This window comes from Streptomyces sp. NPDC050619, from assembly GCF_040654815.1.
Classification (GTDB): domain Bacteria; phylum Actinomycetota; class Actinomycetes; order Streptomycetales; family Streptomycetaceae; genus Streptomyces.
This window is the reverse complement of record NZ_JBFAIR010000014.1, coordinates 232,176-252,598: the sequence shown is the minus strand read 5'-3', so window position 1 is coordinate 252,598 and position 20,423 is coordinate 232,176. Positions and strand designations below refer to the sequence as shown.

Annotated in this window: 15 protein-coding genes; 10 read left to right on the top strand and 5 right to left on the bottom strand. The window is 70.2% G+C overall.

Features of this window, described 5'->3' with window-relative positions; translation table 11 throughout:
* Positions 1 to 105: 105 nt before the first annotated feature.
* Positions 106 to 1,383: an extracellular solute-binding protein gene (locus tag AB0I77_RS24195; RefSeq protein ID WP_363284739.1), complete on the bottom strand. Its 1,278-nt coding sequence runs from the start codon at positions 1,381 to 1,383 to the stop codon at positions 106 to 108.
* 340 nt (positions 1,384 to 1,723) lie between these two features.
* On the opposite strand from AB0I77_RS24195, the gene AB0I77_RS24190 reads away from it, so the two are divergent.
* Positions 1,724 to 2,476: a DeoR/GlpR family DNA-binding transcription regulator gene (locus AB0I77_RS24190; protein WP_363284738.1), complete on the top strand. Its 753-nt coding sequence runs from the start codon at positions 1,724 to 1,726 to the stop codon at positions 2,474 to 2,476.
* The gene (locus tag AB0I77_RS24185; RefSeq protein WP_363284737.1) at positions 2,473 to 3,834 is read left to right on the top strand and encodes a 6-phospho-beta-glucosidase; all 1,362 of its coding nucleotides are present in this window, start codon (positions 2,473 to 2,475) and stop codon (positions 3,832 to 3,834) included. Before AB0I77_RS24190 ends, AB0I77_RS24185 begins: the two co-directional genes overlap by 4 nt.
* A 28-nt stretch (positions 3,835 to 3,862) precedes the next feature.
* On the opposite strand, the gene AB0I77_RS24180 is transcribed toward AB0I77_RS24185, so the two are convergent.
* A complete protein-coding gene (locus tag AB0I77_RS24180) occupies positions 3,863 to 4,777 on the bottom strand; it encodes an expansin EXLX1 family cellulose-binding protein (protein WP_363284736.1) in 915 nt (304 codons plus the stop codon).
* 208 nt (positions 4,778 to 4,985) lie between these two features.
* Between AB0I77_RS24180 and AB0I77_RS24175 the strand changes: the two genes are divergently transcribed.
* Positions 4,986 to 6,005, top strand: a complete 1,020-nt coding sequence (locus AB0I77_RS24175; protein WP_363284735.1) for a LacI family DNA-binding transcriptional regulator — start codon at positions 4,986 to 4,988, stop codon at positions 6,003 to 6,005.
* On the opposite strand, the gene AB0I77_RS24170 is transcribed toward AB0I77_RS24175, so the two are convergent.
* Positions 5,988 to 9,947, bottom strand: coding sequence for a glycosyl hydrolase (locus AB0I77_RS24170; protein WP_363284734.1), 3,960 nt, complete (start codon positions 9,945 to 9,947; stop codon positions 5,988 to 5,990). The two genes, AB0I77_RS24175 and AB0I77_RS24170, sit on opposite strands and share 18 nt — an antisense overlap.
* Before the next feature lie 194 nt (positions 9,948 to 10,141).
* Between AB0I77_RS24170 and AB0I77_RS24165 the strand changes: the two genes are divergently transcribed.
* The 6 genes from AB0I77_RS24165 to AB0I77_RS24140 all read left to right on the top strand — a co-directional run bounded on the left by AB0I77_RS24165 (position 10,142) and on the right by AB0I77_RS24140 (position 18,264).
* On the top strand, positions 10,142 to 11,440 hold the full coding sequence (locus AB0I77_RS24165) for an MFS transporter (RefSeq protein WP_363284733.1): 1,299 nt from the start codon (positions 10,142 to 10,144) through the stop codon (positions 11,438 to 11,440).
* A gap of 32 nt (positions 11,441 to 11,472) precedes the next feature.
* Entirely contained in the window at positions 11,473 to 12,942 is a 1,470-nt protein-coding gene (locus AB0I77_RS24160) for an L-fucose/L-arabinose isomerase family protein (protein ID WP_363284732.1), read from the top strand.
* Between the two features lie 148 nt (positions 12,943 to 13,090).
* Positions 13,091 to 13,762 (top strand): polysaccharide lyase family 7 protein, encoded by a 672-nt coding sequence (locus AB0I77_RS24155; RefSeq protein ID WP_363284731.1) that lies wholly within the window; start codon positions 13,091 to 13,093, stop codon positions 13,760 to 13,762.
* 3 nt (positions 13,763 to 13,765) lie between these two features.
* Positions 13,766 to 14,515 (top strand): heparin lyase I family protein, encoded by a 750-nt coding sequence (locus tag AB0I77_RS24150; RefSeq protein WP_363284730.1) that lies wholly within the window; start codon positions 13,766 to 13,768, stop codon positions 14,513 to 14,515.
* Between the two features lie 45 nt (positions 14,516 to 14,560).
* The gene (locus AB0I77_RS24145; RefSeq protein ID WP_363284729.1) at positions 14,561 to 16,873 is read left to right on the top strand and encodes a Tat pathway signal sequence domain protein; all 2,313 of its coding nucleotides are present in this window, start codon (positions 14,561 to 14,563) and stop codon (positions 16,871 to 16,873) included.
* Positions 16,874 to 17,100: 227 nt separating this feature from the next.
* Positions 17,101 to 18,264, top strand: coding sequence for an MFS transporter (locus AB0I77_RS24140; protein WP_363284728.1), 1,164 nt, complete (start codon positions 17,101 to 17,103; stop codon positions 18,262 to 18,264).
* Between the two features lie 183 nt (positions 18,265 to 18,447).
* Here AB0I77_RS24140 and arsB read toward each other — a convergent pair whose 3' ends face one another.
* On the bottom strand, positions 18,448 to 19,548 hold the full coding sequence (arsB, locus tag AB0I77_RS24135) for an ACR3 family arsenite efflux transporter (RefSeq protein ID WP_363284727.1): 1,101 nt from the start codon (positions 19,546 to 19,548) through the stop codon (positions 18,448 to 18,450).
* The gene (locus AB0I77_RS24130) at positions 19,545 to 19,853 is read right to left on the bottom strand and encodes a metalloregulator ArsR/SmtB family transcription factor (protein WP_363284726.1); all 309 of its coding nucleotides are present in this window, start codon (positions 19,851 to 19,853) and stop codon (positions 19,545 to 19,547) included. The genes arsB and AB0I77_RS24130 overlap by 4 nt, the downstream gene beginning before the upstream one ends.
* A gap of 101 nt (positions 19,854 to 19,954) precedes the next feature.
* Between AB0I77_RS24130 and AB0I77_RS24125 the strand changes: the two genes are divergently transcribed.
* Positions 19,955 to 20,368, top strand: a complete 414-nt coding sequence (locus AB0I77_RS24125) for an arsenate reductase ArsC (protein ID WP_363284725.1) — start codon at positions 19,955 to 19,957, stop codon at positions 20,366 to 20,368.
* Positions 20,369 to 20,423 lie beyond the last annotated feature (55 nt).

Below are 20,423 nucleotides of genomic sequence, written 5' to 3'. Positions count from 1 at the left end.
GCACACTCCAGTAGAGGTCTCCCGACTTCTCGGAGGGAAGATTCTCAGGGGTTACGGACACCTCGATGTGCGCCCACTTCTGGACGCCGTCAGCGGAGGAGGATGTCACTTCACTCCCTGACGCTCGGCGATCTGCTTGGCCTGGCTGACCGCGTCCTTCCAGGCATCGTCGGGGTCCTTGCCCTTGGCCTCGATGCTGGTCAGCTCGCTGAAGTAGGGCGCCGAGACCGCCGCGTCGGCCGGGGCCTCGTAGGCGGCGGGGACCTCCTCGGCCGCCGGAGCGAAGATGTCGATGGTCTTCTGGCCGCCGAAGAAGGGGTCACCTCCGGTCAGCGCCGGCTTCAGGTACGCGGCCGGGGAGGTCGGGAACAGGGCCGCGTCGGTGAAGCCGCGGGCCTGGTTGTCCGTGTTGAGGATCCAGCTGATGATCTTGAAGGCCTCTTCGGGGTTGCCGCAGGTCGCGGGCAGGGCCAGGAAGGATCCGCCGAGGTTGGACGGCCCGCCCGGCAGGTTCGCCACCCGCCACTTGCCCTTGGTGCCCGGGGCGGCGCTGGTGATGTCCAGCGCGTGCCAGGCGGCGCCGAGCTCGGTCCCCAGGGTGCCGCCGCTCACGGCGGCGTTCCAGGTGTTGTCGTTGATCTTGGCGTCGATGTCCAGGGTGTAGGGCTTCACCGCGGTGGTCCAGGCGGCGCGGATGTGGTCCTGATCGCCGATGAAGGTGTTGCTGTCGTCGATGAACCGCTTGGTGCCCTGGCCGACGATCATCGAGAACACCGAGCCGATGTTGTTGATCAGGAAGGTCTTCGGCAGGGCCTTGTGCAGCTCGACGCCGGCCTGGAAGTAGTCGTCCCAGGTGGACAGTTCGGAGGAGACCTTGGCGGGGTCCGTGGGCAGCCCCGCCTTCGCGAAGAGGTCCTCGCGGTAGAACATGGCGCAGGGGCCGACGTCGATCGGGAGGCCGATGAGCTTGCCGTCCTGAGAGGTGGCCTGCTTCAGCTTCCACGACAGGTACTGCGGGGCCAGCTTGCGGGCGCCGAGGTCGTTCAGGTCGAGGAAGCGGTTGGCGTTGGGCAGGAACGAGGCGATGTCCTCGCCCTTGATGCCGGTGATGTCCGGGGCGGACTGCGCGGACCTCAGGCCGGTGAGCAGCTTGGTCTTGAAGTCGCCGCCGACCGCGGAGGTCTTGAGGCTGATGCCGGGGAACTGCTTCTTGGCGTCCGCGACCACCTTGTCGCTCAGGCCGCCGGACCAGTACCAGAGGGTCAGGTCCTTGTCGTCCTTGCTGCCGCTCGCCTCGGTGCCGCCGCCGCACGCCGCGGTGGCACCTGCCGTAGCGGCCGTCAGTGCGGCGGCCTGAAGGAAACGTCTGCGGGAAAGGTCCACGGTCTTCTCCTGGTGTTGGGCGTGTCCGGCTAGGACCTGTGAGTCATGGGTGACGGCAGGGACAGCAGGGGTCCGGATGGCTGAAGTGCGACGGTGGCCGACGAACGCGCCTCGCTGCCCGGAAACGTGTGACTCGGTCTTCTCAGACGGTGCCGACGCGTCCATGGCGGCGAAAAACGCCGTTGATCCGCTTCGACCGACCGGAGTGGGGCCCGAGCCCGGCTCGAATTACGCAAGAGAGTGCACCCGGTGCGCGGGTTTGACAAGAGTCAAGCAGCAATCGAGACATTCGTGAGTGACTTTGCTTGAGTTTGGCGGGCTGGCGAGTATGGTCTGCGGCATGCTCGCTGACCGAAGACATGAGCTGATCCTGCGTGCTCTGCGCGCGGACGGTCCCACCAGCGTGACCGCCCTGGCCGAGAAGGTCGGGGCGAGCCAGGCCACCATCCGGCGCGATCTCGTGCAGCTCGAGGACGAGGGGCTGCTCAAACGGGTCTACGGCGGTGCCGTCGCCGTCGTCGGCGAGGACGACCCCTTCGCGGACGTGGCCGCGGTCCGGGTCGAGGCCAAGGACGCCCTGGCCGCGTGGTGCGCGGAACTCGTCAGGGACGGCGAGACGGTCCTGCTCGACATCGGTACCACGGCCCACCGGGTGGCCCGGCATCTGCACGGCCGGTCCCTGACGGTGATCACCAGCAACCTGGCCGTCTACGAGGAGCTCCAGGACGACAAGGACGTCCAGCTGATCCTGCTGGGCGGCGTGGTACGGCGCGACTACCGCTCACTGGTGGGCTTCCTCACCGAGGACAACCTGCGGCAGATCCACGCCGACCGGCTGTTCCTCGGCACCAGCGGGGTCCGCCCCGACGGCCAGGTGCTGGACACCACGGCCGTCGAGGTGCCCGTCAAGCGGGCGATGATCGCCGCCAGCGCCCAGGTGGTCCTGCTGGCGGACGCGGGCAAGTTCCCCGGCACCGGGATGGCCCGGGTGTGCGGGCCGGAGGAGCTCGACGTCGTGGTGACCAACTCCGCGGCCGACGAGAAGACCTGTAGCCGACTGCGTGAGGCGGGAGTTGAGGTGGTCGAAGTATGAGACTCACGATCCTGGGCGGGGGCGGCTTCCGCGTCCCGCTGGTCTACCGGGCGCTGCTGGGCGACCACGGCGAGGGACGCGTCACCGAGCTGACCCTCCACGACCTGGACGCCTCCCGGCTGGCGACCATCCGCAAGGTCCTCGTCGACCAGTCCGCCGGGCATCGCGACCCGCCCGTCGTCACCGTCACCACCGATCTGGACGAGGCGGTCACCGGAGCCGACTTCGTGTTCTCGGCCATCCGTGTCGGCGGTCTCGCCGGGCGCGCGGCGGACGAGCGGATCGCCCTGGAGGAAGGCGTACTGGGCCAGGAGACGGTCGGCGCCGGCGGCATCTCCTACGGCCTGCGCACCATCCCGGTGGCGCTCGCCATCGCCCGCCGTATCGCCGCCTTGGCGCCCGACGCCTGGGTCATCAACTTCACCAACCCCGCCGGCATGGTCACCGAGGCCATGACCGCCCATCTCGGCGACCGGGTGATCGGGATCTGTGACTCCCCGGTGGGCCTCGGCCGCCGGGTGGCCGGCGCGCTCGGCGCCGACCCGGCCCGGGTCCGCCTGGACTACGTGGGCCTGAACCACCTGGGCTGGCTGTGCGGTCTGTACGCCGACGGCCGGGACCTGCTGCCGTCCCTGTTCGAGAACGAGGCGGCGCTGACCTCGTTCGAGGAGGGCAAGCTCTTCGGCGCCGACCTGCTGCGCACGCTGGGCGCGCTGCCCAACGAGTACCTGCACTACTACTACTTCAACCGCGAGTCGGTCGGCTCCGCGCGGGCCGCCGAACAGACCCGCGGCGCCTTCCTCCACTCCCAGCAGCAGCGCTTCTACGACTCGATGGGCACCGCCGACGGCGGCCGTCCCGCACCCCGCGCGGCCTGGAACGCCTGGGACGCCACCCGCCTGGAGCGCGAGACCACCTACATGGCCGAGAACCGCGAGGCCGTCGGCATGGGCGAGCGGGACTCCTGCGACCTGGAATCCGGCGGATACGAGCAGGTGGCCCTCTCCCTCATGCGGGCCATCGCCCGCGACGAGCGCGCCACCCTCATCCTCAATGTCCCGGGCCGCGGCCGGATCCCCGTCCTCGACGACGACGCCGTCATCGAGGTCCCCTGCCATGTGGACGCCAACGGCGCCCGCCCCATCGCCGGGGCCCCGCTGCCCGACCACGGCAAGGGCCTGGTGTGCTCGGTGAAGGAGGTCGAACGCGCGGTCATCCGCGCCGCCGAAACCGGTGATCGCGCCCACGCGGTCAAGGCGCTCACCATCCACCCGCTGATCGACTCGTACGCCGTCGCCGACCGCCTGCTGGACGCCTACCAGCGCCACTTCCCCGAACTCGCCTACCTGCGTCGCTGAGCGGGACCGGATCCCGCCGGCGGCGGGCTCAGCGCTTGGCGAACTGGACCCGGGTGGGCTGCACGACGTTCGGGCGGATCGCGATCCCGTCGACGGTGAGCCGTTCTCCGTAGATGTCCGTGATCCGGATCCCGCCGCCGCACCCGGTGCCGTCCTCGGAGAGGAAGTAGTTGTAGTCGGGACGCGGCAGCCGACGCCAGCCGTCGCCGGCGCGGACCTCCAGCCGGGCCACCGGATTGCGGTGACCGATCACCTGGATACCGCACCAATACCGGCTGGACCCGGTCTTGTACCGGATCGACATCGTGCCGGAGGTACTGGGGCTCACCAGCTTCCAGGTGATCGCGATCTTGCCGCTCGTGGGGTCGGCGAGTTGGGCGAAGGCCTCCGCGCTGAGGTCGATCTGTCCGGGTGCGCACTCCCCCGGGCATTCGTTGGTGATGCGGACCGTGATGGATTTCCCGCCTGCCGCGCGGACGGACACATACGCGCCGCAGGCCTTGGCCGACTCGTAGTCGGTGGAGTTCATCGCCCCCGTCATGACGTCGTCGCTCGGGTCGTACAGGCAGGCGCCACCGCCGTCCGAGTCGTAGAAGGTGGCGACCCCTTCGTAGGTGACGCCGGGCCGTATGCGTCCCGCCAACGGTGCGCCGGCGGACCCCGTTCGCGGAGCGTCCGTGGCCGGCGGCTTCGCCGACGCGGTGGTGGCCGCGGGGGACGCCGGCCGCGCGGTGGCCTTGGCCGAGGGCTTCGCCGACGGGGTGCTCGCACGGGCGGAGGGGGTCGGGGACGCCGTCCGGGGCGGGAGGTTCGCCGGGGTGTCGGCGGCGGGCGTGTTCGCGGCGTGCCTGGCGTCGGCATCGTGGTCGGGGAGGAGCACCACGACCAGGGAGACGACGATGAGCGCCGCGGCCGCCGAGAGGAACAGCCACCGCCTGTGCACCGGACCTCCTTGACGGCCGCCGCCCGTTGGGTGAGCGACGGGCTCAGCGATCGTGCCAGACCCGGGGCACAGCGACAAGCCCGGTTCCGGGGTGCGGCAGCTCCCGGAAGCGGTATCAGAAAACGTTTTACTTATGGTCGGGGTAGACTTACGCCGCCCAGGAGGACCGCGTCGTGCCTGGTCGCACGGCTGTCACAGCGAGAAGGGGGTGGACGTCATTCCGGTTCGCCCCGCCCGTATCCAGGACGTCGCGGCCGCCGCGGGAGTCTCGGTCTCCACCGTGTCGAACGTCCTGAACCGGCCCGAGCGCGTCAACACGCGCACCGCCGAGCGCGTTCGCGACGCGGTCGCCGCGCTCGACTACGTTCCCCATCCGGGAGCAGCCGGCCTGCGGACCGGCCACTCGTCCTCGATCGGCCTGGTGCTGCCCGACGTCGCCAACTCCTTCTACTCGCGCATCGCACGAGGTGCCGCGAACGCGGCGTACGACCACGGTTACTCCCTCGTGCTCTGTGACAGCGGGGACGCGCCGGAGCGGGAGCAGGGCTACTTCGCCATGCTCGTCGAGCAGCGGGCCGTCGGGGCCGTGGTGGTTCCGCTCAGCGCCGATCCCACGCGGCTGACGCGGCTGCGCGAGCGCGGTATCCCCCTGGTGCTGGCGGACCGCGCGATGCCGGCCCAGGAGGGCTGCTCCGTCTCCGTCGACGACATCGCCGGAGGCCGCATCGCCGTGCGGCACCTCCTGGACTGCGAGGCGCGCGACATCCTCGTCGTGAACGGGGAGCGCGGGATCCGGCAGTGCGCCGACCGCTATCAGGGCGCCCGGCAGGCCGTGCGCAGCCGGCGCGAGGCGCGGATCGGCCAGGTCGTCGCCGAGGAGATGACGGTGGCGTACGGCATGGAGATCGCCCGCGAACTCGACGACCTGCCCGACGGGGTCTTCTGCACCAACGACTTCCTCGCCGCGGGGCTGTGCCGCGGACTGGGCGAGCGGGGCGTGAAGATTCCCGAGGACGTGCAGGTGGTCGGTTACGGCGACCTCGACATCGCGAGCTTCGTGGGGACGCCCCTGACAACGGTCCGGCAGCCGGTCGAGGAACTCGGCAGGGCGGCCGTCGAGATGCTGCTCGACGAGGTGGAGGCCCGCGCGGAACACGCCCACGAGACACGGGTGTTCGCGCCCGGCCTCGTCGTACGCGACTCCACGCGGTCACCTTCCGGCATCTGACGCCTGGATCCGGAGCGTCACCGGGCCCAGCAACCCCGACGAGAGCTGGGACGGGAAGGCCCAGGCGGTGGGCGTGGCTTCGGCGAGATACGGGGCCAGGGTGTTGTGGACGGTCACGTCGATGCGGACGCCGCGCCCGGCGGCGCCTGGGAGTTCGAAGCGGTACGGCGCGCAGAACGCCTCGCCGACAGGTTCCCCGTCGAGGAGGACCGAGACACTGCCGCGCACCCGCCCGAGGTCCAGGACCGGGTCCGGCCCGGCCGGCACCTCCAGCACCCGCGAGTAGGTCACGCCGCCGCTCCAACTGCCCAGCCCCAGCGAGCGCCAGTCCCCCAGCGGCAGCGGCGCGGGTACGGTGCCGACGCGCACCGGCCCGCGCCAGGCGCAGCCGCCCCGCAGCACGGCCGTGGGTGCGGTGACGACCTCGATCTCCGTGGGAGCCGGGAGTGGTTGATCCAGTGTCAGCACCGTGCCGTCGAGCGGCTTCTCCGTTTCGTGTCCGACCCGCACCCGCGCGGGAAGTTCCAGCGGCAGGTCGACCGACACGGTGCCCGGCGGCACGGTAAAGCGGAAGCGCTGGGCCGACTCTCGGACCTCGTCGGTGGAGCGCAGCGGCAGCACGGCGGTGCCGAGCACCGGTGCGCCGGTGAGCCACTCGGTGTCCGGCAACGGGTGCGGCCGGATCGCGGCGTAGCAGTGCTGCAACTCCCCCCAGCGGCCCTCGTGTTCGACGGTGCGTCCGCGCCACCCGCCGGTTTCGGCCTCCCAGTCGGCGCCGCTGACCAGAGCGGCCGACCCGGCGCCCGCCACGAGGTCGACGAACACCGCGTCGCGTTCGTGGACGTTGTCGGCCACCGCCTCGAGGACGTGCTCGCCCGCCCCGAGCGTCAGTGGGTGGCGGAAGAACATCGGCACCGCGCCCCAGTCGGACTCGTAGTACTCCACCTTTTCCTGCCGCGCCACGACGGCCCCGTCGAGCAGCACGGTGACGCCCGCCGCGGCACCCACGACGAGTACCGCCTCCGTGCCGTCGCGCGGGACACGCAGCCGCCCGCGGTAGGTCACGCCGCCGTCCGGTCGTACCTCCTCGGGCAGACGCATGAACTGCGGACGCGGCGCGAATCCGTCGGGTCGTGACAGGCAGAAGTAGCTGCCCAGCGGTGTGTCGGCGGCGCCCGAGATCAGCGACGGCCGGTCCTGGGCCTCCCCCAGTTCGTACTCGAGCACGTTGCGGGACTGTCCGACCTCCACGCGGGCGGATCCGAGGTACCCGCTGCCCGCGTCCAGCCGCTCGCCGTTCCACCACACCCGCTTGGCCGCCGCCGCACCGACGTGCAGATCGGCAGGCCCGCGGTGGCCGGTCTCCACGATCGTCCGGATCCGGGCGACGGTTCCGCTCCCGGGCACGGGGACCCGCACGAACTCCTCCGCCACGAGTCCCTTGTTGCCGAGCAGGCCGTCCTGGTCCGGGATCCCGCGGCTCGACGAGTACAGCGAGACGCGCCAGCCCGCATCCGAAGGTACGAGGGGCAGCTCTCCGGCCAGGATCCGTTCGACAGCGGCGCCGTCCAGCGGGTCGGGGGCCGAAGCGGCGGGTACCGGAGGCAGGACGCGCACCCGGTTGCCGTACGTCGCCCGTGTCTGCTCCCAGTGGGCGCCGGGGGCGTCGGTCTCGGTCCACCGCATGGTCCAGATCTGCGGCTCGTCGACGGACGAACCCGCGGGCAGCGCCAGGTCGCCCCAGGTGTTGTCCATGGTGGGGGCCAGCCGGCCCTCCCAGCCGGTCGAGACGTCGATCGTCTCTGCGGGAAGCCCCGGCGGCGGTGCGATCGTCCGGGCCGGCGGGGTGCCTTCGCGCCATACGACGAGCGCGGCGGGGGCGCCGTCCAGTGGTACCTCGATGGTCGAGCGGCCGTCGGAGACGGTGACGCGCGCCGGATGCCGGGTGCCGGTGGCGGGGTTCCAGATCTCGGCCTCGGTGACGGCGGCGTGCACGGTGACGGACGAGGTGCGGGCGTAGCGCGTGGGGTCGATCTCGTGGTTGCCGCCCGGCGGATGCGCTCGGGCGTCCGGGAAGGCCCCCGTCACCAGGGCGACCGCCTCGTCGCCCTTCCTTCGGACGAGCAGCGGGATCTCACCCGTCGCGTGTCCGGCGGCGTCGGCCACCGCCGCCGCGCCGGCCTCGGCGTCGCTCGCCCGCTCCAGCCGCGGATGCTCCAGCAGCGCCGCGACGACGCAGTCGTCACCGGCCAGGCCGGCCGCCGCCGTGGGCGGACGGCCGACGGCCACGACCCGTCCGCCGGCGTCGAGCAGTTCCGTCAGCCGGCGCGCCGTCTCCTCCTCCAGGACGCTCGCCGAGGGCAGCAGAACCGCGGTGTACGCCAGGTCCCTGAGGCGTAAGGCGCCGTCGGCGGCCTTGGCGCGCTGCACCGAGGCGTCGTCGATGACGTCGAAGGAGACGCGGTGGCCGTCGAGTGCGCCGACGCCGGGCCCGAGCCAGTTGTTCGTGCCGCACAGGTCCAGGTAGTACCGCTGTGTCTCGTCGACGTCGGGGTGGCCGTCGCCGAGGCGGCCGTCGCCGAAGTGCTGGACGGGCGCGTCCAGCGGGATGAGGGCCTGCATGGTGGCGGTGGGGTGCAGGACCGCGACGTCGGCGCTGTAGGTGCCCCAGGACATGATCGAGCAGATCCGGGCCACGGCCCGGGAGAACGCCGGGTACTGCGGCCAGTAGGGCTGACGCCAGTCGGTGGACGGCGGGGCCCACTCGAACCAGCCGCCCGCGGTGCCGAAGTAACTGGCGTGCGGGTTGTACAGGTTGGCGCCGCTGCGCAGGAACGGCAGGAGCCAGTCGTAGGTGTCCTCCAGGGTGCCGCCCCAGCCGGAGGAGTGGAACGCCTCGATCCAGACGCGCTCGTGGCCATAGAGGTGGGCCATGGAGGAGTGGACCTTGGCGTCGCCGTGGTGGTCGCTGCCGGCGGCGCCGTACCAGCGGTGGGTGCGGAAGTAGTCGGTGTAGATCTGCGTCGACTGGGCCGGGTAGCCCGCGCGTGCGGGGTTGCTCTGGTCGGATCCGATGAGCATGCCGCGCTCGTCGTGCCAGGCGGCGAGCGGCCTGAACAGGGCCTCTTCGGTGAGTTCGGCGCGGACCGCGTAGTAGTCGGCGCGGATCTTCGCCACCCGCTCGGTCGCCGGGCCGAAGAGGGCCGGCAGGTGGTCGAGCAGGTCGTAGCCGCGCCGGGCGCGGAACTCCTCGGGCAGGCGGCGGCTCCAGGAGTTCGTGCCGGGCAGTTCGTCCTGGAAGCTCCCCGCGATGACGTTGCCCAAGTACCGCGGGACGCGGCGGTCGTACTCGTGGTGGACGGCGTCCAGCAGCAGGCCGACGGCGTGCGGGTCCAGATAGTCGAACGCCGTGGGGACGGCGATGACGAGCCGTACCTCCGCCCTGTCGGGGGCCGCGATCCCGGCGGCGCCGGCGATCCGCAGGCGGGCGCCCGCCAGGTCGTAGGCGCCCACCAGTGTCTCGGAGACGTGCAGCGCGACCGTGCCGCCCGAGACGACGGCCCGGCGCGAGCGCAGGGCCTGGCCCGCCGCCTCCGGGTGCAATCGGGTGACGCTCCCTTGGACATTGGCGCCGGAGAATCCGATCTGGTCGTAGAACCACAGGCGCATGCCCAGATTCCCGGCGATCTCGCAGGCGTCGGTGAAGCGTGCCCACCACTCCTCGCCGAACCAGGCCGGTTCGTCGGTCCGGGCGCCGAACGTCGGGCCGGCCGGTGCGAGGTTGATCACCACGAGGTTGTGGATGCCGCCTTCGGCGAACCTGCGCAGCTGCCAGGCGAGACGGTCGCGGGTGACTTTCGCGCCCGACCACCACCACAGCGGGGTGGGACCGAAGTCACGGGGCGGATCCTCGAACAGCTGCCGGAGTGCGGGGGAGATCACGGATGCGGTCCTTCCCCTAAAACGTTTTCAGGTCGCCTTCACGGTAGGCGGCCTGGAACATCAGCGCCACATCCCGGAACGGCGAGAAAGAGATCGGAGTTGCGGACGGATGTGTGCGCGCCACCTTGTTGCAACGTTTTTCCCGTCCTATATTCCACTGCGACCCCGGCCCCAGAGCCGCGAGGAGCCGCATCATGGCCCGATTTTCGCCTGCCCCGGATCACCCGGAACAGCCCATTCCGAAGCACTTGTGGAAGGTCGCGGCCCTCTCGGGCATGGCCTCCTACCTCGACGCCGCGCTCATCGTCAGCATCGCCGTCAACCTGGCCATCTACCGCGACAGTTACGACATGGGCGTGTGGATGGCGGGCGCGATCAGCGCGATCGTCACCGGCTGCATCGCCGTCGGATCCCTGGTCGGCGGACGGCTCGCCGACATGTTCGGGCGCCGCCGTGTCTACAACCTGGACATCCTCTGCTACGCGCTGGGCACGATCGTCATCACCCTGGCGCCGAACGACATCGTGCTCTTCGCCGGCGTGCTCGTCGCGGGACTGGCGGCCGGTGCCGATCTTCCGACGTCCCTGGCCGTGGTCTCGGACGCCGCGCCCGCCGACGGCCGGGCGCGTCTCGTGTCCTTCACGCAGGTCATGTGGGTGCTGGGCATCGCCGTCGTCATGTTCCTCGGCTACGTCCTGTCGGACACCGGCATGACCGGGGCGCGGTTCATCACCGGCCATCTGGCCGTCGCCGCGCTGGTCACCTGGCAGCTCCGCTCCCGTCTGAAGCTGGCCGACGAGCCGTCGGACGCCGCGGTCCAGGAGGAGGCGGCAGCGTCGGACGCCCCGCGCGGCAGCGAGCTCAAGAACGTGTGGAACCGTGCCGCGTTGCTGCCGATGGCAGCGACCTTCGTCTACTACGTCGCCTGGGGTATCGGCGCCAACACCTTCGGCCAGTTCGGCACCTATCTGCTGGTCACGGTCAGCGGTGCCTCACAGAGCCTGGCCACCGGGATCAACCTGGCCTTCCTCCCGATCGCGCTGGTGCTGACCTTCGTCTTCGTCCGGATCGCCGACACCCCCTGGCGCGACCGGCTGTTCTACGTGTTCACGATCGTGCAGGTCGCCGCCTTCTGCATCGCCTCTCTCACGGCCGGCGCCCTCGTCGGCATGCTCGTCTTCTTCGTGCTCTACCAGATCTCCAACCCCTTCGCGGGGGAGGCCAGTTACAAGGTGTGGTCGCAGCTCACGCTGCCCCCGGACACCCGCGGTACCACCCAGGGCCTGACCTACGCCCTGTCGCGGGGGGTCTTCGCGGGCATCGCGTTCGTCACGCCCGCCCTGATGGAGTACAGCGTGTCCCTCCTGCTCTGGTCGATCACCCTCTGCATGGCGGCGTCGGGGGTCGCGGGCGTGTACATCGTCCGGGTCCTCATCCGGCGCTCCCCCGCTGCTGCCGCCGCCCCGGCGGGGCTGGGAGTGGCCCGGACCTGAATCCGAACCGGACCTCGGAAGGAACACCGACCATGGCAACGACCCAGCCCCCGACCGTGACCGCGGACCGCGCCGCCACCCTGCGCGAACTGCTCCCCCCGGTGGCCCGACGCCGCACCCGGATCGGACTGGTCGCGGGCGGTCTTGGCGCCTACTGGCCGCAATTCCCCGGACTGCTCCCGCAGTTGCGTCAGTCGTCCGCGTACGTCGCCGAGCGCTTCCAGCAGATGGACGCGGAGGTGACCGACATCGGCTTCATCTCCGACGCCGAAGAGGGAGCGGTCGCCGCCGAGAAACTCCGCCGGGCGGACTGCGATCTGATCGTGCTGTTCCTGACGACGTATCTGACCTCGTCGATGGTGCTGCCGATCGCCCGGCGCTCGCACACGCCCGTGCTGGTCATCGACCTCCAGCCGTCCGAGCGGATGGACCACGCCTCCTTCGACACGGGCGCCTGGCTGGCCTACTGCGGGCAGTGCCCCGTGCCCGAGGTCGGCAACGTCTTCCGCCGGGCCGGCATCCCCTTCCGGTCGGTGTCGGGCTGGCTGCGCCAGGAGTCGGCCTGGCGGCGCATCGAGCAGTGGGTGCGGGCCGCACACGTCCGCGCCGCGCTCCGGCACGCCCGGCACGGCCTGATGGGGCATCTGTATCCCGGCATGCTCGACGTGTCGACCGATCTGACGCTGCTGCCGGCGACGTTCGGCTCGCACGTCGAGGTACTGGAGTTCGACGACCTGCGGCATCGCGTGGAGCAGGTGACCGAGGCGCAGACCCGTGAGCGCACGGCTCTCGCCCGGCGGATCTTCGCCGTCGACGACAGCGTGGTGGACGAGGACTTCGCGTGGGGAGCGACCGTGTCGGTCGCGCTCGACCGGCTCGTCGAGGACTTCGGCCTCGACACCCTCGCCTACTACCACCGCGGTCTCGACGGCGAACTGCACGAGCGGCTCGGCGCCGGCATGATCCTGGGCGCCTCCCTGCTCACCGCCCGGGGCGTGCCCGCGGCCGGTGAGTACGAACTGCGCACCAGTGTCGCCCAGTTGGCCTCGCAGAGCATCGGCGCCGGAGGCTCCTTCACCGAGATCCAGGCCCTCAACTTCGAGGACGGCGTGGTGGAGATGGGCCACGACGGGCCTGCCCACCTCGCCGTCAGCGCCCGCGATCCGCTGCTGCGCGGCCTGGGTGTCTACCACGGCAAGCGCGGCTGGGGCGTCAGCGTGGAGTTCGACGTCCAGCACGGGCCCGTGACCCTGCTGGGCCTGGGCCAGGACGCCGACGGCAGCCTGGCGTTCATCACCTCCGAGGGCACCGTCGTGCCCGGACCGCTGCTGGAGATCGGCAACACCACCAGCCGCGTCGACTTCGGCCGTGACCCGGGCGAGTGGGTCGACGCGTGGAGCGCCACGGGCGTCGGCCACCACTGGTCCCTCGCCGTCGGCCACCACGCCGCCGACTTCCGGGCCGCCGCGAGTCTGCTCGGTATCGACCACCGGGAGGCGTGACCGCTACCGGAACTCGCTGCCTACCTACACCGCTCGCACATCGGATCTATCTTCGGCTGACTGCATATATTGACGCGCCCTGTGGCCAGTCCTACGCTGCGGCAGGAAGATAGATCCGATGAATAGCGCGCCAGGAGAGAAGGTTGGCATGCCCCCATCAAGACGGACGGTTCTCGCGGCCGGCGGCTTACTCGCCGGAGGCGCCGCCTGGACGATGACCCCGTCGACGTCCTCCGCAGCGGTCGCGTCACCCACGGACGGCTGGAAGAAGACCGCGTTCACGCACAGCATGCAGAAACCGTGGAACCTGGATCTGAGCGACCGTTACAGCAACAGCGGCGGCATCCACCGCATGTGGGTGTACAGCACCGACGAGCCCATGTCGCAGAGCAGTTCCACCGATCCGCGCACCGAGATGCGCTGGAAGCAGGAGTACACGTCCGGTCAGCACATGTGGGACGCCGACGTGTACATCCCGTCCGGCACCAACGGCGCGACCTTCGTGCAGATCCTGCGCGTGGTCCACCCCGCGGGCACACCCGCCACGGACTTCATGCTCAACGCCTACAGCGCGAGCGGCGGCACGGTGAAGGCGTACGACAGCACCGTCCTCAAGACGAACGCCTACGACACGTGGTTCAACGTCAAGCTCGCGCACAACGCCTCCAGCGGCACCGTCACCGTCTACTTCGACGACAAGCCGGTCCTGACGGCCGAAGACCGGGGACCCGCCACCCGCCATTTCAAGAACGGTGTCTACCACCACGGCAGCGGCCGCGCCGAGGCACGCTTCCGCGACCTCACGTACTGGACGCGGTGAGCCGTGCGCAGACGAAGGGCACTCACCGCGCTCGGCGGGCTCGGCCTCGCCGGTGCCGGCGCCGCACTCCTGCCGGGACGGGCCGACGCCGCCGCCGAGGTCTACTTTCAAAACCGCGGCAGCGTCGAGGGCTGGGACTACGCCTACACGCAGAAGGACGGCGTGATCGCGACCGTCGCCTCACCCACGTACAAAGGCGCACACGCCCTGGCGGCGACCCAGACATACATCGAGGAGACCGGGGGCTACCACTCCGAGGTGATCCAACGCGGTGCGCAGAGTGTCGGCGAGGACCGCTACTACGGCCAGGCGATCCGGCTCGCGCCCGACTGGACGTTCCACGACCAGAACGTCACCTTCCAGCAGTGGTCGCCCGAAGACCCCGAAGGGCCCTGGCTGTTGATGTTCGTCATCGGATCCACGATCCAGTTCGGCGGCTCCGGCGGCATCAAGGGCACGGCCGGGTCGATCAGCGGCCTGCGGGGCACCTGGATCAGGATCGTCACCCGGCTGAAGCTCGCCGGCGACGGCCAGGGCGCCTTCGAGGTGTGGCTGAACGGAACGAAGACGGTGAGCCGCAGTGGCCTCACCGTCCTGCCGTCCACCTCGCGGACGATCCGCTGGTCCAACGGGATCTACTGCACCGCCTGGCGGGAGGGGACGCCCAGCGGCCCGCGCACCTTGACGATCCTGCACGACAACCACCGGATCGCCTCGACCTACGCCCTTGCCGAACCGGCCAACTGGGCTTGAACCACGTGACCCTTGAGCAACTGTCGCCCCTTGGAGGCACCCGCAATGACCTCTAGAAGAGCTGTGCTCGGATCGGTGGTGGGCGGCACGGTGGTCGCCGCCCTGCCCACAGGCGCCGAGGCCGCTCCCACTCCCGCCCTCGACACCGCCCAGGGCGCGGGCCTCGCCGCCGATTCCGCCGCCGGCGGCCGCTGGAAAATCCGCGACACCATGAACTCGGACAGCGCGTGGGCCGGCTTCCTGCGCCGACAGGACCTGTTGTGGCGGAAGTTGCCCACCCTTTGGTATGAAGGGCCGTTCCTGGGTGACGGACGGCTGGGCAGCATGGTGTACCAGGAGCCGGGTGCGAACAGCATCCGCTTCACCGTCCAGCACGGCGAAGTACAGGACCACCGCCCCGAGTTCGGCAGCGGCTGGGGCACCGCCCGGCTGCCGGTGGGACATCTGACCCTCGACCCGGTCGGCACCATCGGCGCGGTCGACTGGCGGCTGAGCCTGTGGAACGCCGAGCTGACCGGCACCATCACCACGGACAAGGGCACCCTGACGCTCTCCGCCCTCATTCACGACGGGATCCTCGCCGCACGCGTGACGGCCGACGGCGACGAGGAGGTCCGCTGGACCTTCCATCCCGAGGAGGCCATCAGCCCCCGCAAGATCCAGGAGGCGCCACCAGCCGGATACGTCGCCAACCCGCCCTGGACCACACGGACCACCGGCGACGTCGAACAGGTCCTCCAGCCGCTCCTGGGCGGCGGCCAGACCGCGACGGCCTACCGCCGCGCCGGGGACACCCTCCTGCTCAACGTCGCCCACAGCTATCCCTCCGACACCCGGGCCGGGGAAACCTCGCTGCGGAAGATCCAGCGTGCCGCTCCCTACTCGGTGCTCCGCAAGCAGCACACCCGCTGGTGGCACGCGTTCTATCCGAAGAGCTTCGTCTCGATCCCCGACGAACGGCTACAGAGCTTCCACTGGATCCAGCTCTACAAGATCGCCTCGGCCAGCCGTGCGGGCGGCCCCGTGATGGCCACCTCGGGTCCGTGGCTGGAGCCCACGCCCTGGCCCGCCGTCTGGTGGAACCTCAACGTCCAGCTGGAGTACTGGCTCATCCACGGCTCCAACCACCTGGAACTCGACTCGCTCGCCAGCACCCTCCGGCAGAACCAGGAGCAGCTGACCACGAACGTACCCGCCGCCTACCGGTCGGACAGCTCCGGAATCGGCCGCAGCTCCGACATGTTCGGGAACCGGAGCATCGACGTCCCGGGCAGCGGGGGCGAGGCCGGAAACCTGACATGGGCCCTGCACAACGTATGGCTGAGCTACCGCCACTCCATGGACGAGGCCCTGCTGCGCGACACCGTGTACCCGCTGCTGCGCCGCACGATCAACTACTACGTGCACTTCCTTCAGCCCGGGGACGACGGCAAGCTGCACCTGCCGAGCACACTCTCCCCGGAGTATCCGGTCGTCCCCCCGAAGGACACCAACTACGACCTGGCGCTGATCCGTTGGGGCTGCACCACGCTGCTGGAGGAGAGCGCGCGGCTGGAGATCGACGATCCCCTGAAGCAGCGCTGGCAGGAGACGCTGGCCAAGCTCACGCCGTATCCGGTGGACGACAACGGCTTCATGATCGGTGCGGACACGCCGTACGCCCAGTCCCACCGCCACTACTCCCATCTGCTGATGGTCTATCCCCTCTATCTCGTGAACTGGGAGCAGCCGGAGCAGCGTGAGCTGATCGAGAAGTCGCTCGTGCGCTGGCACGCGCTGACCGGCGCCCACCGCGGCTACAGCTATACGGGCGCCGCGTCGATGTACGCGATGATGGGGCGCGGCGAGGTGGCCCTCACGTACCTGAAGAAGTTCTTCGACCCCAGCACGCGCTACCCGTGCCAGGCCAACACCCACTACACCGAGGCCGGGCCGGTCATCGAGACGCCGTTGTCGGCGTCGCAGTCCCTGCACGACATGCTCTGCCAGAGCTGGGGCGGTGTCGTGCGGGTCTTTCCCGCTGTCCCGGATTCCTGGGCCGACGTCACCCTGCACGACTTCCGCGCCCAGGGAGCCTTCCTCGTGACCGCGGTCCGCACCGGCGGCGTCACGCGCTTCGTGCGGGTACGGAGCCTGGCGGGCGAGCCGCTGCGCCTGCGCCACGGTCTGACCGGCGGTCCGGTGACCGCGGTGCTCGACGACGGCACCCCGGCCCGCACCCACGCGGCGGACGACGGCACCCTCGTGATCGAACTGGCCAAGGGGCGGGAAGTGTTGCTGTACGCAGGCGAGCGACCCGACCTCGTCATCGCCCCGGTGACCCCGAGTGAGCCGGGCGAGGCGTGGGGGCTGCCGTAGGACTGTCTGGTGCCGCCCGCCCGGAGCTTTCCGGGCGGGCGGCACCGGAAGCTACGAACGCGTGTCGCCCGCCGGAACGTTGCTGTCCTCCGTCTCGCCTGGGGATTTCCCCAGGCGGCTCCGAATCCTCTCAGGCCAGGCACCCTCGGCACCCCCTTGCCCAGCCACCGGCTCCCGCCTAGCCTGACTTTGTGCCGCCAATAAACAAAACCCGAACGCACAGCGCCGTGCCGGGCGGCACCCTCACCCGGCTCCGTATCGCCCTCACCGTCTTCTTCGCCCTCGACGGCTTCATCTTCGCCGGCTGGGTCGTCCGCATCCCCGCCATCAAGCAGCAGACCGGCGCCTCCGCCAGCGCCCTCGGCCTCGCCCTCCTCGGCGTCTCCGCCGGCGCCGTCATCACCATGATCCTCACCGGCCGCCTCTGCCGCCGCTACGGCAACCACCAGGTCACCGTCGTCTGCGCCGTCCTCCTCTCCCTCAGCGTCGCCCTGCCTCCACTCACCCACTCGGCGCTTGCGCTGGGCGCCGTACTCCTGCTCTTCGGCGCGGCATACGGCGGGATCAACGTCGCGTTCAACAGCGCCGCAGTCGACTTGGTGAGGGCCCTGCAACGCCCGATCATGCCCAGCTTCCACGCCGCTTTCAGCCTCGGCGGCATGATCGGCGCCGGCCTCGGCGCACTGGTCGCCGGAACCCTGTCCCCCACGCAACACCTGCTCGGGCTCACCGTGATCGGTCTGCTCGTCACCCTTCTCACAGGCCGGCCCCTGCTGCGTATCCGGCCCCCGGCACCACCGCAGAACGCGCCGCAGGCCGAGTCCGTGCCGCGCCGCCCGGGAACCCGCACTCGCCCTCTTGTGATCACATTCGGTCTGATCGCCCTGTGCACGGCCTACGGGGAAGGAGCCATGGCCGACTGGAGCGCCCTGCACCTGGAGCAGGACCTGAACGCCACATCAGGCGTGGCAGCCGTCGGTTACTCGTGCTTCGCGCTCGCCATGACCATCGGCCGGCTGACCGGCACTCAGCTGCTCGAACGCCTGGGCCAGACACGGGCTCTGGTGGGTGGCGGCACGACCGCCGCGATCGGCATGCTCCTCGGCGCGCTCGCTCCCACCCTGTGGGCAGCTCTCCTCGGCTTCGTGATCGCCGGGCTCGGCCTGGCCAACCTCTTCCCCGTCGCCGTCGAACGCGCCGGCACGCTGGCCGGCCCCGACGGAGTCGCGATCGCATCCACCCTCGGCTACGGCGGCATGCTCCTGGGACCACCCGCCATCGGGTTCATGGCCGACTGGTTCTCCCTGCCCGCCGCCCTCACCAGCATCGCGGTGCTCGCCGCGTCGGCCGCGGTCATCGGCTTCGCCACTCGGCGCGCGGCGGCCCGCTGATCCGACGGCCGACAACGCGCTGTCCGGCGAAGTCGCGCGGACTGCGGTACTCGACGGTGCGCAATTGCCGTCCACGGAAGTCCGGCCGGCCGGGGACGGCGGGCAGGATGGGCACCGCGCTGCCCGCACACCCCTGTGCCGGGGTCTGGTGTCAGCCGCTGGAACAGTCCAGGCAGTTCACCGTCAGGCATCCACCCGCACGGTGGCGTCGGCCGTGAACTTCCTGCGCCAGGCCAGCGACACGTAGACCAGCGCCACCAGGACCGGGACCTCGATCAGCGGGCCGACCACGCCCGACAGGGCCTGGCCGGAGGTGACGCCGAAGGTGGCGATGGCGACCGCGATGGCCAGCTCGAAGTTGTTGCCGGCCGCGGTGAAGGCGAGGGTCGCCGTGCGGTCGTAGGCCAGGCCGATGACCTTGCCGAGAGCGAACGTGCCGAACCACATCACCGCGAAGTACACCAGCAGCGGGAGCGCGATGCGGGCCACGTCCAGCGGCTGCGAGGTGATCGTCTTCCCTTGCAGGGCGAAGAGGATGACGATCGTGAAGAGCAGGCCGTAAAGGGCCCACGGGCCGATCCTGGGAAGGAAGTCGGACTCGTACTTCTCGCGGCCCAGCTTCTGCTCGCCGATGCGGCGGGTGAGGAAGCCGGCCAGCAGGGGGACGCCGAGGAAGATGACGACGTTCAGGGCGATCTTCCACATGGAGATGTCCAGGTGCTCGCCGTCGCCCAGGCCGAGCCAGCCCGGCAGCAGGTCGAGGTAGAACCAGCCCAGCAGGCCGAACGTCAGCACCTGGAAGACCGAGTTCAGCGCGACCAGGACGGCGGCGGCCTCGCGGTCGCCGCAGGCGAGGTCGTTCCAGATGATGACCATGGCGATGCAGCGGGCCAGGCCGACGATGATCAGGCCGGTGCGGTACTCGGGCAGGTCCGGCAGGAAGATCCAGGCCAATGCGAACATGACGGCCGGCCCGAGGACCCAGTTGACGACCAGCGACGAGACCATGAGCTTCTTGTCGCCGGTGACGGCGTCGAGCTTGTCGTAGCGGACCTTGGCGAGCACCGGATACATCATGATCAGCAGGCCGACGGCGATCGGCAGCGAGATGCCGCCGATCTCGACCTTGGCCAGGGCGTCGTTCAGGCCGGGGATGGCACGACCGAGGCCGAGGCCGACGCCCATGGCGACAAGGATCCACACGGCGAGGAAGCGGTCGAGGGTCGACAGCTTCGCGACGACCGAGGCTTCCTCGGTGGGCGCGGCTGTTTCGGTGGGGGTCACGGGCAGGCCCTCTTGTTCTCGGCGGCATCGCGAGCGGAGTCGGCCAGGTCGGCGAACTGGCCGGCGAGCTGGGCGATGACGTCGGGGCGCAGCTTGTAGTACGTGTACCGGCCGCAGGGCTCCGTCTCGACGACCCCGGCCTCGCGCAGCACTCTCAGATGGTTGGAGAGGTTGGTCTGCTTCGCACCGGTTTCCTCGATGAGGTGCGTGGAGCAGAGCGTCTCCTTGGCGAGGAGGGTGACGATCTGGAGACGGAGCGGGTCGGCGAGGACACGCATCAGTTCAGTGTCGACTGACGTCATCATGGACTGATACTGTCACATCAGTGGTGACTGACACCACCGGGTGCTGAATTCACTCGCACCTGATGCAGTCGTGAGACACGTGAGACAAGAGAGACCTCCTGATGTCCGACAAGCCCTCCGTGCTGTTCGTCTGCGTCCACAACGCCGGCCGCTCCCAGATGGCCGCCGCCTGGCTGACCCACCTGGCCGGAGACCGCGTCGAGGTCCGCTCCGCCGGCTCCAACCCGGGCACCGCCGTGAACCCGGCCGCCGTCGAGGCCATGCGCGAGGTCGGCATCGACATCTCCGCCCAGACCCCGAAGATGCTCACCGTCGACGCCGTCAAGGAGTCCGACGTCTGCATCACCATGGGCTGCGGCGACACCTGCCCGGTCTTCCCCGGCAAGCGCTACCTGGACTGGACCCTGGAGGACCCGGCCGGCCAGGGCGTCGAGGCCGTACGCCCGATCCGCGACGAGATCAAGGTGCTGGTCGAGGGCCTGATCAAGGAGATCGCGCCGGAGCCGACCGCATGAACGCGAGCACGGACGTCCCCGAGGTCATCGGCATCAGCTCCGGCCCCGAGTGACG

Excerpts from the sequence above, each read along its gene's own strand:
- AB0I77_RS24165 (WP_363284733.1), top strand. The coding sequence starts at position 10,142 with ATGGCCCGATTTTCGCCTGCCCCGGATCACCCGGAACAGCCCATTCCG.
- AB0I77_RS24190 (WP_363284738.1), top strand. The coding sequence starts at position 1,724 with ATGCTCGCTGACCGAAGACATGAGCTGATCCTGCGTGCTCTGCGCGCG.
- AB0I77_RS24145 (WP_363284729.1), top strand. The coding sequence starts at position 14,561 with ATGACCTCTAGAAGAGCTGTGCTCGGATCGGTGGTGGGCGGCACGGTG.
- AB0I77_RS24155 (WP_363284731.1), top strand. The coding sequence starts at position 13,091 with ATGCCCCCATCAAGACGGACGGTTCTCGCGGCCGGCGGCTTACTCGCC.
- AB0I77_RS24160 (WP_363284732.1), top strand. The coding sequence starts at position 11,473 with ATGGCAACGACCCAGCCCCCGACCGTGACCGCGGACCGCGCCGCCACC.
- AB0I77_RS24125 (WP_363284725.1), top strand. The coding sequence starts at position 19,955 with ATGTCCGACAAGCCCTCCGTGCTGTTCGTCTGCGTCCACAACGCCGGC.
- AB0I77_RS24130 (WP_363284726.1), bottom strand. The coding sequence starts at position 19,853 with ATGATGACGTCAGTCGACACTGAACTGATGCGTGTCCTCGCCGACCCG.
- AB0I77_RS24185 (WP_363284737.1), top strand. The coding sequence starts at position 2,473 with ATGAGACTCACGATCCTGGGCGGGGGCGGCTTCCGCGTCCCGCTGGTC.